Annotated in this window: 11 protein-coding genes and 1 pseudogene; 2 read left to right on the top strand and 10 right to left on the bottom strand. The window is 68.7% G+C overall.

What is annotated here, in order from left to right:
- Positions 1–330: 330 nt before the first annotated feature.
- Positions 331–2,418, bottom strand: a complete 2,088-nt coding sequence (locus ACWCO2_RS21440; RefSeq protein WP_450129523.1) for an ATP-dependent DNA helicase UvrD2 — start codon at positions 2,416–2,418, stop codon at positions 331–333.
- A gap of 424 nt (positions 2,419–2,842) precedes the next feature.
- Between ACWCO2_RS21440 and ACWCO2_RS21435 the strand changes: the two are divergent.
- Positions 2,843–3,124, top strand: a pseudogene (locus ACWCO2_RS21435) (helix-turn-helix domain-containing protein); the annotation flags it as partial.
- Between the two features lie 106 nt (positions 3,125–3,230).
- On the opposite strand, the gene nudC reads toward ACWCO2_RS21435, so the two are convergent.
- The 8 genes from nudC to ACWCO2_RS21395 form a co-directional block, all read right to left on the bottom strand.
- Entirely contained in the window at positions 3,231–4,157 is a 927-nt protein-coding gene (gene nudC / locus ACWCO2_RS21430; RefSeq protein ID WP_450129522.1) for an NAD(+) diphosphatase, read from the bottom strand.
- Between the two features lie 25 nt (positions 4,158–4,182).
- Positions 4,183–5,550, bottom strand: a complete 1,368-nt coding sequence (locus ACWCO2_RS21425) for a M16 family metallopeptidase (RefSeq protein WP_450129521.1) — start codon at positions 5,548–5,550, stop codon at positions 4,183–4,185.
- Positions 5,547–6,872, bottom strand: coding sequence for a M16 family metallopeptidase (locus ACWCO2_RS21420; protein ID WP_450129520.1), 1,326 nt, complete (start codon positions 6,870–6,872; stop codon positions 5,547–5,549). Before ACWCO2_RS21420 ends, ACWCO2_RS21425 begins: the two co-directional genes overlap by 4 nt.
- Positions 6,873–6,952: 80 nt before the next feature.
- Positions 6,953–7,771 carry an ESX secretion-associated protein EspG gene (locus tag ACWCO2_RS21415; protein WP_450129519.1) on the bottom strand — a complete coding sequence of 273 codons (819 nt, stop codon included), beginning with the start codon at positions 7,769–7,771 and terminating at the stop codon, positions 6,953–6,955.
- Positions 7,772–7,848: 77 nt separating this feature from the next.
- A complete protein-coding gene (locus ACWCO2_RS21410) occupies positions 7,849–9,333 on the bottom strand; it encodes a PPE domain-containing protein (RefSeq protein WP_450129518.1) in 1,485 nt (494 codons plus the stop codon).
- 18 nt (positions 9,334–9,351) lie between these two features.
- Complete coding sequence (locus ACWCO2_RS21405; protein ID WP_450129517.1) at positions 9,352–9,843, bottom strand: DUF3558 family protein; 492 nt, start codon at positions 9,841–9,843, stop codon at positions 9,352–9,354.
- 41 nt (positions 9,844–9,884) lie between these two features.
- Positions 9,885–10,295, bottom strand: coding sequence for a hypothetical protein (locus tag ACWCO2_RS21400; RefSeq protein WP_450129516.1), 411 nt, complete (start codon positions 10,293–10,295; stop codon positions 9,885–9,887).
- Between the two features lie 287 nt (positions 10,296–10,582).
- Positions 10,583–12,202, bottom strand: a complete 1,620-nt coding sequence (locus ACWCO2_RS21395; RefSeq protein ID WP_450129515.1) for a DUF2207 domain-containing protein — start codon at positions 12,200–12,202, stop codon at positions 10,583–10,585.
- Between the two features lie 143 nt (positions 12,203–12,345).
- Between ACWCO2_RS21395 and ACWCO2_RS21390 the strand changes: the two genes are divergently transcribed.
- Positions 12,346–13,575: a neutral zinc metallopeptidase gene (locus ACWCO2_RS21390; protein ID WP_450129514.1), complete on the top strand. Its 1,230-nt coding sequence runs from the start codon at positions 12,346–12,348 to the stop codon at positions 13,573–13,575.
- A gap of 42 nt (positions 13,576–13,617) precedes the next feature.
- On the opposite strand, the gene ACWCO2_RS21385 is transcribed toward ACWCO2_RS21390, so the two are convergent.
- Positions 13,618–14,046 carry a hypothetical protein gene (locus ACWCO2_RS21385; protein ID WP_450129513.1) on the bottom strand — a complete coding sequence of 143 codons (429 nt, stop codon included), beginning with the start codon at positions 14,044–14,046 and terminating at the stop codon, positions 13,618–13,620.
- Positions 14,047–14,087 lie beyond the last annotated feature (41 nt).

Genomic DNA, 14,087 nt, shown 5'->3' with positions numbered 1-14,087 from the left:
CCAACGAACGGACCTACGCGGGGCCACCGCGCTCACCGGGAGCGCGCGGAACCAACGCGGCTGGAACTTTCGGCCATAACCGCCGTGAGAATCAGCTGGGAACGGCACAAAAGTGATACGGAACAGCGCGATGGCCCCGGCCATGAGGCGGCAGGGGGTGCTGTTGATCAGATTCGTGAACACCAGAGCCACCTCCCATCCAGGACTTCAGATCGCGGTCCGGTCGACCGCAACTCGCGCTCTTGCAGGTTATTGGCACGGCGGTGCCGGTCGCAACGTATTTTTCAAAGATTCCGCCCGATGGCCTGAAAAACGCCACCACCAGGCGTTTTAACTCACGCCGGGACGATCGCCCGCGATCAGCGCGAGAACGTCGGTGCCGAACTTCTGCACCTTCGACGCCCCGATCCCGGAGATGCTCACCAACGCGCTCTCGTCGACCGGGCGCTGTTCGGCGATCGCGGTCAGCGTGGCGTCGGTGAACACCACGTAGGCGGGCACCTTCAACTGCCGGGCCCGCTCGCTGCGCCACGCCCTCAGCTGGGACAGCAGATCTTCATCCACATCGGACGGACAGTCCGCGCAGCGCCCCAGCTTGATGTCCATCGTGCCCACCAGCGTGGCATCGCAGATCCGGCAACGCGGTTTGACCGGCTTGGCCAGCCGCGGCAGCTGTTCGCGCTGCTTGACCCGCCCCGGCAACGCAGCCGGGTGCTCGTCCGGAACCAGGCTGTACAGGAACCGGCTGCGGCGGCGGTAGCGCCGACCACCGGCACGCGCCAACGCCCACGACAAGCACAGGTGCTCGCGAGCCCGGGTCACCCCGACGTAGAGCAGCCGACGCTCCTCCTCGACTGCCGCATCGGTGTCGGCGTGCTGGATCGGCAGCGTCCCCTCGACCAGCCCGGCGAGGAACACCGCGTCCCACTCCAAGCCCTTCGCCGCGTGCAGCGAGGCCAACGTGACGCCCTCGACCGTCGGAGGGTGCTGCGACTCAGCGCGCGCGTCCAGCTCCGCGACGTAGCGGGCCAGGTCCGCGTCAGGCACCGTCGCCGCGAGCTCCTCGGCGAGTTCCACGAGCGCTATCAACGACTCCCAGCGCTCACGGGCAGCGCCACCGGCCGGCGGCTCGTCGGTCAGCCCGACCTCGAGCAGCACGTCGCGGACGGTCGCGGGCAGGTCCTGCGCACCATCGTCGCGTGCGACGGCGGTGCGCAACGTGACCATCGCCTGCCGCACCTCGGCTCGCGAGAAGAAGCGCTCCCCGCCGCGCACCTGGTACGGGATCTCGGCGTCGGACAGCGCTTTCTCGTATACCTCGGACTGCGCGTTGACCCGGAACAGCACCGCCATCTCCGACAGCGCCACACCGCGCTTGGCCAGCTGGGCGATCTTGCGCGCAATCGCCTCCGCCTCTTCGGTCTCGTCGTCGTACTCGGCGAAGTCCGGACGCGGCCCGTCCGGGCGCTGGCCGATCAGCTTCAGCCTGGTGCCGGCCGGGCGCTCCCTGGCCGCGCCGATGACCTGGTTCGCCAGCGAAACCACCTGCGGCGTGCTGCGGTAGTCCCGTTCCAGCCGGACCACGGTGGCCTCCGGAAACCGGCGCGGGAACGCGATCAGCCACTTCGGCGAAGCGCCCGCGAAGGAGTAGATCGTCTGGTTCGCGTCGCCCACCACCGTGAGGTCGTCGCGATTGCCGAGCCAGGCGTCGAGCACGCGCTGCTGCAGCGGGTTGACGTCCTGGTACTCGTCCACCACGAACGAGCGGTAGCGGCTGCGGAACTCCTCGGCGATGTCGGAGCGGTCCTCCAGGATCGCCGCGATGTGCAGCAGCAGGTCGTCGAAGTCGAGGACCTGCGCGCGGTTCTTGAGCTGCTCGTAGGCCGCGAAGGCCTTGCTCAGCTGCTCGGGCAGCACCGGAACGTCGCGCCCGGCGGCGGCAGCGGCGGCCGGGTACTGCTCCGGGCCGATCAGCGAGGACTTGGCCCACTCGATCTCGCTGGCCAGGTCCCGGACGTCCTCCTTCTCGGTGGACAGCCCGATCTTGTTCGCAGCCTGCATCATCAGCCGGAACTTGTTGTCCGTCAGCTGCCACATGTGCGTCTCGTGCACCCGCGGCCAGAAGTACCGCAGCTGCCGGAACGCCGCGGCGTGGAAGGTCTGGGCCTGCACTCCCGCCGCGTCTAGGCCGCGCAACCGGGTGCGCATCTCCCCCGCCGCGCGGGCGGTGAAGGTCACTGCGAGCACTTGCTGCGGCGCGACGAGACCGCGCTGCACGAGGTAGGCGATGCGGTGGGTGATGGTCCGGGTCTTGCCGGTGCCCGCGCCGGCGAGGACGCACACAGGTCCGCGTGGAGCGATGACCGCCTGCCGCTGCTCCGGATCGAGACCTTCCAGGAGTCGCGGTTGTTCGGCCATGCCCGGCATCTTCGCAGACCTGCTCACCCCACAGGGGCCACACCCCGAACCCCACCCCGCGTGTCGATCACACCGAAGACGTAAATCGCACGCACGTTCGAGCGATGTTCGAGCCGACCAGCAGGCAACCAAGCCCCGAGAAGCTATCAAGATGTACGTGCCGCACTAGTCGCGCTGGAACACCGAGGTCCCGGACTTGGGCGCCCGTTGGTGGATACGTTAAACGGGAGCACCATCCGGAACTTGAAGGAGCTCCGGCCAGGCTCCAGGGGCGATCCAAGATCCGGATCCTCTTCCTCTTCGATCCCCATCGCCAGGCGGTTCTACTTGTCACAGGTGACAAGGCCGGCGAGTGGAACAAGTGCATCGCTCTTGCCGAAGAGCGCTATCTCGAATACCTGCGCACGGCTGAAGGAGACAAGAAATGACGTGGCGCACCTGGGACGAACTCCGGGAAGAACTAAATGCCAGGATCGGCCTGACGCCGGAGCAAGCCGAGCACGACGTGCGCGAGCTGGAGGCGTACTACAACGGATACCGGCTCGCCGAGCTGCGGAAGAAGGTCGGCCTCACGCAGACGGAGCTGGCGGAGCGAATGGGTATCGGCCAGCCACGGGTGAGTGCCATCGAGCGGGGTGATATCGAGTCACACACGGTGGCGACCTTGCGCTCCTATGTGGAAGCACTCGGCGGCACTATCCAACTCGTCGCTCACCTCGACTGCGATGAGAACGATCTGGACGTCGGACTCTTGTTCCCCAAAGAACGCAGCCTGACGGGCCGGTCGGGAGACGTCCCGACCGGCCCCGGGGTCAGCTCTGCCAGGTGGCCCAGCCGCGGATCATGCGGTGGGCGATGGAGACGCTGGGCGGCAGGCGGAGACCGTCGACCGCTCCTCCTTCGGCCTGCAGCGCCGCCAGCACCGTGTCCCGGTGCATCCAGCGGGCTTCCTCGATCTCGCCGTCGGCCGGGACCAGCGGCGCCGACGGGTCGGCGATCGCGGCGAAGCCGAGCATCAACGACCGCGGGAACGGCCACGGCTGGCTGCCCAGGTAGCGGACCTCGTCGACGGCCACGCCGACTTCCTCGGCGATCTCGCGCGCGACGCATGCCTCCAGCGACTCGCCGACCTCGACGAACCCGGCAAGCACCGAGTACCGCTCCGCCGGCCAGTTCGGCTGGCGGGCCAGCAGCACGCGGTCCTCGCCGTCGTGCACCAGGCAGATCACCGCGGGGTCGGTTCGCGGGTATTCCTCGCGCTCGCACCCCGTGCATCGGCGCGCCCAGCCAGCACTCACGCGCGTCGTGGCCGCGCCGCACACTGCGCAGTAGCGCGCGTTGTCGTGCCAGCTGAGCAGTCCGACCGCGGTGGTGAACAGACCCGCGTCGGTGTCGTTGAGCAGCGCACCGCCGGTGCGCAGATCACGCCAGCCGTCCTGCGCGCCGTCGTGATCGCTGCGCAGCGCCCAGTAGCTGACCTCACCCTCGACTCCGAGCAGCACCGCGCCGGGGGCGGGGCGCTCGCCGAAGTCACCGGTCGGGTGGGCCACCAGCCGCGAACTGGCGTCGATCTGGGTGCGGCCCTTGGCGTCGACCAGCACCACATTCCCGGTCGCCCACAGCTCGGCGCCGCCGTCGGCGACTTCCCGCAGCTGCTCCCGTCGGTCCACAGTGGACCTGGACAGCAACGGTGCGGAATCCAGCTGGAAACCCGTTCCCGCGAACACGTTGGAGGTCATTCGCCCGCCTCACCGAACAACTCGATCACGGCAGCACCACACCGCCGAGCAGCCGCAACTGGTCGGCCAGCTTGTCCGCGTCGCCGACGACAACACCGGTGAACGAGGTCGGGGCGAACCGCTTCGCCGCCTCGGCCACCTGCTCGACGGTCACCGCACGCAGCCGTTCCGGGTGCTCGACCAGCCAGTCCTGCGTCAACCCGGCCACCGCCAGCGCGAGCAGCGTGGAGGCCATCCCGGACTGCGACGCGGTGGAGGTGAGCAGGCCGCCGATGGCGTACTGCCGGGCGGACTCGACCTCGGACTCGGTCGGCGGCACCAGCGACAACCGCGCCAGCTCGTAGCGGGTTTCCAGCAGCGCAGCCGCGGTCACCTCGCTGGCCGTGTCGGCGTCCACCAGGAGCGTGCCGTTGCCGGGGGTGAACTCGAACGAGGAGTGCGCGCCGTAGGTGTAGCCCTTGTCCTCGCGGATGTTTTCCACCAGCCGCGACGAGAAGTACCCGCCGAAGGTCAGGTTCGCGATCTGCAGCTCCGGGTACTGCGGGTCGGTGCGGGGCAGCGCCTGCGCGGAGAACCGCAGCTGCGACTGCACCGCGCCGGGCCGGTGCACCAGCTTCACGTCGCCGCCCTGCACGACCGGCAGCGACGGCAGCTCGTGGGCGCTGTGCTCGGACTGCCAGGCGCCCAGGATCCGCTCGACAGCGGCCACGGCCTGCTCCGGGTCGATGTCACCGACGAGCACCAGCACCGAACCGCGCGGCAGCACCGCCGCCGCGTGCAGCGTTCGGACCTCGTCCGCGGTGACTACGGCGACATCCTCGGCCTCCGGCACCTCGCGGACGAACGGGTGGTCGCCGTAGCGGTGGCGCTGCAACTCCTCCCGCGCGATCACCCGCGGCTGCGAACGCGCGACGGCGATCCGCTCGACCAGCCGGGCGCGTTCCCCGGTGATCTCCTCGTCGCGGTATGCCGCGCTGGTCAGCGCGTCGGCGAGCACGTCGAGCAACGTGTCGAGGCCGGTGGCCAGGGCGTTGCCGTAGAGGCTGAGCCGCTCCGGGTCGACGACCGCGTTCAGGTCGCCGCCGACTGCGGCCAGGTCGGTGTCCATCTGCACGCGGCTGCGGCGCTCGGTGCCGGTCAGCAGCGTCTCGGCCAGCACCTCGGCGCGCGCCGCGTGCTTCGGGTCCTCACCGGCGAACGGGATGCGCAGACGCATCTCGACCATCGGCACCACGCCGTGGCGGGCGGCGATCACGCGCAACCCGTTGCCCAGCACGGTGTCCACAGTGACCGGTGACTGACCGGTGCGGGGTTCGCCGAGCGGCGGCAGCGGCCGCGGACCCAGCTCGGTGCGGCCGATCTCCTCTGCGCTGCGGTGCGTTGCGCGGGTCATGCCGCACCTCCGTTCGCGTTCTCGTCACCAGCGGGTTCGATCTCCAGCACGGCGCGGGCGTCGGAGCCCAGCGCCTTCGCCGCCGCCGCGACGTCCTCGGCGGTGACCTCGCCGATCCGCTTCGGCAGCTCGGAGATCAGCTCGGCCCGACCGTGCAGCAACTCGGCGCTGCCCAGGTCGAGGGTCCGGGAGATCACCCGGTCGTGCTCCCGGTGCAGGCTGGCGGCCCAGCGCGCCGTGACGCAGGCCAGCTCGTCGCCGCTCGGGCCGTCGGTGGCCAGCTTCTCGAGCTCGTCGTCGATCGCACCGACCACCCGGTCCAGCTCGACCTCCGGGGTGTGGATCGCGGTGATGGTGAAGGTGTCCGGGTCGCGGGCGTCCAGCGGAGCGCCCATCAGACCGCAACCGGCGTGCACGTCGACCACCAGCGAGTCCTGGTGCAGCATGCGCTGCTGCAGGCGCGAGGCGTCGCCGTCGGTCAGGATCGCGGCCAGCACCACGTCGGCCAGGTAGGCGTCCAGCTCGCCGACCGGGTCGGGCAGCCGGTAGCCGAGGGCGACCGCGGGCAGCGGCGCGTGCGGGTCCACGTGCTTGCCGCGCAGCTCACCTGCCGGGAACGGCTCGCCGAACGACGGCCGCTGCGGGACATCGCGGGCCGGGACGTCGCCGAAGTGCTTGTTGACCAGGTCGATGGTGAGCTCGACGTCGATGTCACCGGCGACGGTGAGCACCGCGTTGCCGGGCGCGTAGAAGGTGTCGAAGAAGGCGGCGCAGTCGTCGACCGTCGCCTGCTCCAGGTCGGTGAAGTCGCCGTAGCCGTTGTGCGCGTTGGCGAAGGTCGAGTACAGCACCGGGGGCAGCAGGATCCACGGGAACCCGCCGTAGGGGCGGTTGAGGACGTTGAGCCGGATCTCCTCCTTGACCACGTCCACCTGGTTGCGCAGGTTCTCCTCGGTGATCTTCGGCGCCCGCATCCGGTCCGCCTCGAGGAACAGCGCCCGCTCCAGCGCCGCCGACGGCAGCACCTGGTAGTAGTCGGTGTAGTCCTGGTGCGTCGAACCGTTGAAGGTGCCACCGGAGCCCTGCACGTGGCGGAAGTGTGCGAGCTTCTCCAAGCTCTCGCTGCCCTGGAACATCAGGTGCTCGAAGAGGTGCGCGAAGCCGGTGCGCCCTTCCGGTTCGGAACGGAAGCCCACGTCGTAGTGCACGCTGACACCGACCACAGGAGCCCGCCCTGACGCTTGGCCCGCTGCCGAGTCCGGTGCCAACACCACGCGCAGCCCGTTGGGCAACGTAACGCGATGCAGCTGGGGTTCGACCATGTCATGCAGCCTACGTGCGACGTCCGCAGCTGCGCGTGCCCCCTTCACCACGCTTCGAAATCACGCGCACGCGGAGCGCTTCAACGCACTTGAGCGATCAACCGCTCGATCTCAGCCCCGATCGCCCGAGCATCGGCGGGGGTGAGCATGTAGATCTGCTCGCCGGTGTTGCCGCGCACATTGTGGTCGAGGTAACGGCCGTCGGGTTCGACGTTGTCGAACCACTTGACCACCGCAGAGCGGTTCGTGCGGCCGTACTGGTCGCGAAGGTTCGCTGCGAGCTGACCGAACCGGAGGTGCTGGGTCTTGCCGATCTCCTGGTACAGCTCGTACTCGCGATCGCCGCTGCTGCCCCGCTCCCGCGTCGCGGTCTGCATGAAGCTGCCCTGCACGTCCTCGTCCGGCTGGGCCGGGCGGAACGAACTGGCAGGCACCCGCGCCGAGCCGCGGTTGCCCGGCGGCGCGGGCGGCAAGGTCGGCAGCAGCACCTGCGGCAGCGGAACGTTCTCGTGCACCTCGACGGTCAGCATTCCGCCGTAGGAGGGGTCTTCGCTCGGGGTCTGCACTCCGAGCACCACCCGGTTGCCCTCGGTCACCGCCGCGACCGTCCGCCAGCAGTGGTCTTCGCCTGCCTGCGGGAACCAGATCGAATCCACCCACAGGTAGGGGTGGGCGAGCAGCTTCAGCGCCTCGGCGAGGTTCGGCTGGATCTCGTCGTTGACGAGGATCCCGGCCGCAGCCATGCGCTCCATCTCGGCCTGGGCGATCCGGCCCAGCTGTTCGGTGGTGTATCCGAAGGAGCGGGAATTGAGCGGGAGCGTCAGGCCATCGATCTCCAAGTACTTGAGAACGACGTCAAGATGAACCGGCAGCACCTGCCAGCGACCCAACACGCTCACCGTTTCTTTCCTCCCCAATCACCGTGGTCCGGTGGTGGCACGGGCGAGCCATCACCGGACCACGACCTGAACTGCTGCTACTCGCCCAGAACCGGAGGCGCGGTCTTGGGCATGTCGTTCATCCAGACGTCGTCCTGCTCTTCGAGCCACGACGGACGCTCGTGCTCTTCGTCCTCGCCGCCCTTGCCGCCGCCCCGGCCGGCGCCCATGCCACCCATGCCGCCTCGACCAGCGGCGCCGCGGCCACCTGCCGCACCAGCACCGGCGCCAGCCACACCTGCACCACCGCCCGCGCCGAGCCCGCCAGCACCGGCCTTACCGCCAGCAGCCATGCCAGCACCCGCGCCACCAGCACCGCGCCCCATGCCACCGGCGCCCATGCCGCCAGCACCGGCGCCGCCGGCACCCATGCCGCCGATCATCCCGGCGCCACCCATGCCGCCACCGGCACCACCAGCGCCGATACCACCAGTGCCCGGACCGATGCCGCCCGATCCACCGATCCCGCTGGGATCGCTGCCGGCCCACTGGCTACCGGTCCCGGGCGGCGGAATGTAGCCGCCGCCACCTGGGCCGCCGATGCTGCCGTGACCGCCACCAGTGCCGCCGGGGCCGATTCCACCGCTGCCGATGCCACCGCCACCGCTGCCGATGCCGGTGCCGGTGCCGGTGCCGGTGCCGGTGCCGGTGCCGGTGCCGGTGTGACCGGTACCGCCGGGGCCAACGCCACCAGGACCGGGTCCAGGACCACCTCCACCGGGGCGACGGCCCCAGTCGGTGGGCTCCTGCGGGGGCGGCGGCGGTGGAGTGACGATCTGCCCGTCAGGCTTCCGGAAGGCGGGCATCTGGCCGTCGACGTTGGTGAACGTGGGGCTGTAGACGCGCCCCATCGTTTCCTGCGCGGCCTTCTCGGCCTCCTCGCGCTCCTTCATCTGCGCGAGCGCGTCGCCACCACCGCCGATCGGCCCACCAGCGAGAGTCGAGAGAGCAGTCCGCCCCCAGCTGTGCCCTTCCGGCTCCGGCACGGTCGCCTTGACCTGCCCGGCCGCCGAACCAGCGGACTTCAGGTTGTTGCCGGTCATCTCGAAGGCGTTGCCACTGCCTTCCATCCAGGTCTTGACCGGATCGCCGAGGCTCTTGGCCTGATCAGCAGCCTCACCCTGCCAACCGCTGCTGATGATCTCCTGAAGCTTGGAGTCGAACTGAGGACCGCGGTCGCGGAGAGACTTGCCCAGTTTCACCCAGGCATCAGCAGACTCGTTAACGCTGTCTTCCTTGATGCTGTCCTGGTTCGTCCGGTAGATGTCCGCGTGGCTGAAGCCGGACCAGTTCACGCACTGTGAGATCCCGGGCGGGTCATACCCGGTAACACCGTCCTGCAGCGATTGGTTGCGCTGCTCCAGCGCGTTCCGTTCCTTCTGACCGGCATCCGTCGCTTGCTGGGCACGTTCCTTGGCCTCCTTCTGGGCCACGGTGTCGTACCCGAAGACATCAGCACCAGTGTCGTGGATGGTGTTCCCGACGTCCTTGATCCGGTCTCCGACCCAATCCCCAAATCCCATGACTCCCCCTAGCTCCTATCACTCAGGAAGTCTCGAAGCGGTCTGATTGGCAACCTTCTCGGCCTCGGCACAAGCATCGACGGAGTCGCGCCGCGCGCCATCGACCATGTAGATCGCTACCCCGCCACCAGCATCGACGAGCACCGTGCAGCCGCCCTGACCGGTAGCTCCAGATTCAACAGCCTTGGCACCGTTACGGCCGCCGAACTTCTGCTCGTCGTAGGAGTCCCAGCTTCCGCTCTCCCGGTACGACGACACCGTCTCCTTGACGTTCTTCTGCAACGACACAGTCATCTTCTCGCCAACCCACTCGCAACCGGGCTCGGACTCCACCGGCGTGAAGTCAGCGCTCTGCGTCGACACTCCCCACGACGTCAACTCGTCGGGCTTGAAAAACGTGCACGGGTCGAAGCTCTCCAGCCCAGAACCAGAAGTCGCCGAAGTCGGAGACTCCTCCGAACCGCTGGAGCTCCCACCGCCCGAACAAGCGGAAAGCCCGAGCAGCGACAAGCCGGCAACGACCGCGACCACAGACCGGGAAAGTGAACTCACTACATACCTCGCTGAATGTCCTGGGCGTGCTGTTCGTCGATGGCACGGTAGTCCTTCGCCGCAGCGCGGTAGGCATCCGCCATCTTCTGTAGTTCGTCCTGCATCTGACGGATCAAAGCCATAGCGCCAGCTTCCCCATCATTGGCTTTCGTCTCGAACCGATGGGTCAAGTCCTTGCCATCCGGGTAGTTGCCAAGCCCAGCAACACGAGTAATCGCACGTGCCTCGCGGAACAGTCGACGCAAGGCTTCGGCTTCTTCCTCGCAGTGCTTGGCAGCCTTCTCCGCAGCATCCGGATCCAGGGCGAGCTTGCCTGCACCGACCTGCTGGTTCACCCAATTCGTCTGTGCGGCAACGGCCTGGATCCCCGCGGCCGCCCCAGCGAAGCCTGCACTCTCGGCGCCTGCCATCCCAGATCCCTCCGGACTCTGCGATCTCCCCCACGAAACGTGGGCACCCCAGCTTGACGCAGGCCGGACCGGAATGGTTCCCACCAGCATCGATCCCGTCGGATATCACCTGTTTGGCCCAGGTCATAGAGCCGCCGCATCCCGCGGAACCGGCCCGCAGACTCGAAACCCGAGCACGCAGCTCTACCCGGCCCCGATCACTCAGGAAAGCGGATCACTCTCGCGCAGGCATTGCCTTCTGCATGCGGATGATCACGGCATGTCGTCAGGTTGGCTGTTCGATGTGGTCAGGACTTCAGGGTTGTGTTCAGGGTGTTCACCAGGGTTGGGAAGGTTTGGCGGAAGTTCTGGAGGTTGGGCGCCGTTTCGGGGGTTGCGTACCAGCAGAGGCCCGGGGTTCCGTCTGCTGCTGGGTCGAGTTCGGCGAATTCCGCCAGCCAGCGGTCTGTTTCGCCCAGGACCACCGCGTACGGGAGCGAGCGGGAGAACACCGTTTCCCGGTCCGCCGGGGGCAGGGAGTTCGCCGCGGCGTCGTGGAGGTAGCCGCGCAGGCCTCGGACCTGCATGACCAGGGCACTGCCGCGGCGGGTTCGGGCCGGCATCAGGCGTGCGCTGGCCACCATCGCGATGCCGCCGAGCACCACGCCGAGGCCGAGGAGGGCGACCGAGGTCGTCAGCGCCAGGGCCGCGGTGAGCACTGCGCCGCCGATCGCGACGCCGATTCCGCTCCACCAGAACAGGTTTCGGTCCGCGTCCGGGCGGCGGGCGAACCACTCCTTGTCCACGACCTCCGCGTACAGCGCGTCGCGCACCCGGTTGAGGTTCGGGCCGCGCAGCTGGGACAGGCGGACTTCCGGCGCTTGGCCGACCAGCAGGTCGTAGACCGCGCGCTCGTAGGGCCGCAGCGACTCGTCCGCCGGGTTGATGCGCACGAAACGCCAGTCCTGGCCGGGCAATTCCTCGATCCACAGGTAGTTGCGGACCGCGAGGTCGATGATCGTCGCCGTCACGTCGACCGGGTCGACCCGTTCGTCGACGACCGTGCCGATCTCGCCGGGCAGCACGCCGTCCGGCGAGGCGAAGGTGACGCCGCCGCGCTCGTCGGTCATCAGCACCTCGACGCGCCCCACGTCGTCGCCGAACGCGTGCGCATCCCGACCTCGGACGTACCAGACCAGGCCGAGTCCGCCGATGAGCACCAGACCGATCGCGGCCAGCCCGACGCCGGTGCCCGGGGTCAGCGAGAACGCCTTCGCCAGGCTGAAGTACTGCTCGGTCACCGCCGTCGCCGGGACGGTGCCGGCCGGGAGCTTGAAGGTGACGTCCATGCGGTCTCCGGGTTCCAGCCCGGAGGTCATCGCCCGCATCTCCTGGGTGTGGGAGATCTCGAACTGGTCGCAGCGGTGCTCGCTGCCCAGCGGACCAGCGAGGCACACGATCGCCTGCGGCACCCGAGGCGACAGCAGCGCCACCTCGATGCGCTGCACCGGCACGTTCCAGCCGCCGGACACCTGCCAGCGCACGTCCTGCAGGTCACCGGCGTCCGCCACGGCACCGCGCACCGCGTACTTCAGCGTCGCCACACCGGGTTTCAGCGTCACGCGCATCTCGTCGGCGTCGACCTGCACGTCGCCACCGCCGTCGACCGAGGCGTCGGAGACGGTGAACACCCGCTCCTCGCCCGGACCTGTCGCCTGCCGCAACGGCGTGCTCCGAATCACGGGCGAGCCTTGGGGGACGGTGATCTGCTCGGTGACCGACAACAGTCCGTCGCGCTCCAGCTTGAGATGAACGTCGCTGGACACGGCGTCGGGTCGTGGGTCAGCCGGTTGCGCTTGAGCCACTGCGCCCGGGGCGCCAAACAGCGTCCCGGCCAGTGCGATCGCCAGCCCCCATTTGGTCAACACGGCCCGGACGATATCCGCCCGAAGTTAAGCTCTGGTCCGCAACCGGCGAGATCAATTCGAGGAAGTTGGGAAGACGACGGCCCGGTGGCGGACCGCTGAGCTCGACTGACCGTCCACTTCAGATACACCGCGAGGAAGACCGCATGACCCAGCCGCCTCGGCCGCCGCAAGGACCGCAACCACCACAGCAGCCGTGGCCACCCCAACACCCTCGCGGCGCGCAGCAGCCGCCGATGCAGCCTCAGCAGCGACCGCACGGCCTACCGCCCCAGGGTCCGCAGTCGCAGCGTCCGCCGTTACCCCCGCCCGGAATCCGCCCTGTTTCCGGGCCGCCGCCGACCGCCCGCCCGTTCCCACCGCAGGGCGCCGCTCCGGGCCCGCAGATGCCACCGATGCGGCCGCCGCAGCGCAAGAGCAACACCGGGGTCATCGTCGCGCTGGTGCTGGTCGGCGTGACGTTGTTCAGCATCACCATGATCGGCGCGGTCGCCGCCGCTATCACTTCCGATCGCGCTTCGGACTACGACAGCACGAGCAGCAGCGAGACCACGACATCCGACGAGAGCACGTCCAGCACGACCTCGAGCACCTCCAGCAGCAGCGAGACGACGACCTCGGGCAGCAGCTCGGAGACCAGCACCTACGAGCCGGAGGACCAGATCCGACCGGTGTCGAGGCTGGGCGACCACCCGATCAACATCCCGAACAACGGCGCGGTGAACACCTCCTGCAACCTGCCCTCCTTCGACACCGACGTCGAGTCGCAGGACCGCTTCTTCCAGGCCGCGCTTCCCTGCCTGATGGAGGCGTGGACACCGCTGCTGGAGGACGCGAACCTGCCGGTCCGGATGCCGCAGGTGATCACCAGCGGTGATGACTTCGAAACCCCTTGCGGCACGCGGAAATGGGATCAGACCGCGATGTACTGCCCTGGCAGCCACACGATCTACATGACCGCGCGGTACTACTCCGAGAAGGAGCAGCGCACCGATGCAGGCGCGTACCTCGGCCAGTTCGCGCACGAATTCGGGCACGCGGTGCAGGGCATGGCCGGGATCAACGCCGCCTACGGCGAGGCCTCCTACGACGCGGGCGGCGGCGACACCGCAGCCGGCCTGGAACTGACTCGCCGCTCTGAGCTGCAGGCGACCTGCTTCGAGGGCATGTCGCTGGCCGCGCTGCAGAACGGCGGGGTCAGCAACGACTACATCTTCCCGGCGCTGCAGGACTCCCGCGAACGCGGCGACGAGTACAACGCGCAGCGCGACCACGGCACCATGAAGACCAACCAGGCGTGGATCGACCAGGGCTTCTACAAGAACGAGGTCACCGAGTGCAACACCTGGCTGGCCGACCCGTCCGACGTGAACTGAGTACCTGTCTTTGAGCCTGGTTTTCAAAAACAGGTTTTCGGGTCAGCGGCGGCCGAGCATCAGGGCGTACCCGCCGCCGGCGACACCGGCGAGGGTGAGCAGGATCCACTGGGCCCGCTTGGCGAGCTCGTCGAGCGGTGAATCGTTCGCCGTGACCGGGCGCACCACGACGTCTCCGGTCGCATCGGCCGGAACCAGCACCGGGAACTGCTGGCCGCGACTGTGCCCGCAGCCGTCGAACGGCACGCGGCGGACTTCGCCGCCGATCTCGACCTCGACCAGATCGCCCGCCGTCCGCGCACCGCACGGACGTGACTCGACGACGGTCGCCGTCGCCGGGCGCAGCTGCGCGCGCTCGCGATCAGCTGCCACCACCAGCGGCCACACGGCCGCTCCCGCCAGGGCTGCGCAGAGCAGCCCCAGGACAAGCAGGGTCGACGCGACCGACGCCGAACCTCGTTGCCTACTCACGACTTCGATATTGCCAGGATTTCGAGCGGTGACCGCGGGTT

The organism is Saccharopolyspora sp. NPDC002376, assembly GCF_053593195.1.
Note: the sequence above shows the minus strand (reverse complement) of the source record. Positions and strands in the feature narration are given on the sequence as shown.

Excerpts from the sequence above, each read along its gene's own strand:
- ACWCO2_RS21425 (WP_450129521.1), bottom strand. The coding sequence starts at position 5,550 with ATGACCCGCGCAACGCACCGCAGCGCAGAGGAGATCGGCCGCACCGAG.
- ACWCO2_RS21390 (WP_450129514.1), top strand. The coding sequence starts at position 12,346 with ATGACCCAGCCGCCTCGGCCGCCGCAAGGACCGCAACCACCACAGCAG.
- ACWCO2_RS21400 (WP_450129516.1), bottom strand. The coding sequence starts at position 10,295 with ATGGCAGGCGCCGAGAGTGCAGGCTTCGCTGGGGCGGCCGCGGGGATC.
- ACWCO2_RS21440 (WP_450129523.1), bottom strand. The coding sequence starts at position 2,418 with ATGGCCGAACAACCGCGACTCCTGGAAGGTCTCGATCCGGAGCAGCGG.
- ACWCO2_RS21410 (WP_450129518.1), bottom strand. The coding sequence starts at position 9,333 with ATGGGATTTGGGGATTGGGTCGGAGACCGGATCAAGGACGTCGGGAAC.
- ACWCO2_RS21420 (WP_450129520.1), bottom strand. The coding sequence starts at position 6,872 with ATGGTCGAACCCCAGCTGCATCGCGTTACGTTGCCCAACGGGCTGCGC.
- nudC (WP_450129522.1), bottom strand. The coding sequence starts at position 4,157 with ATGACCTCCAACGTGTTCGCGGGAACGGGTTTCCAGCTGGATTCCGCA.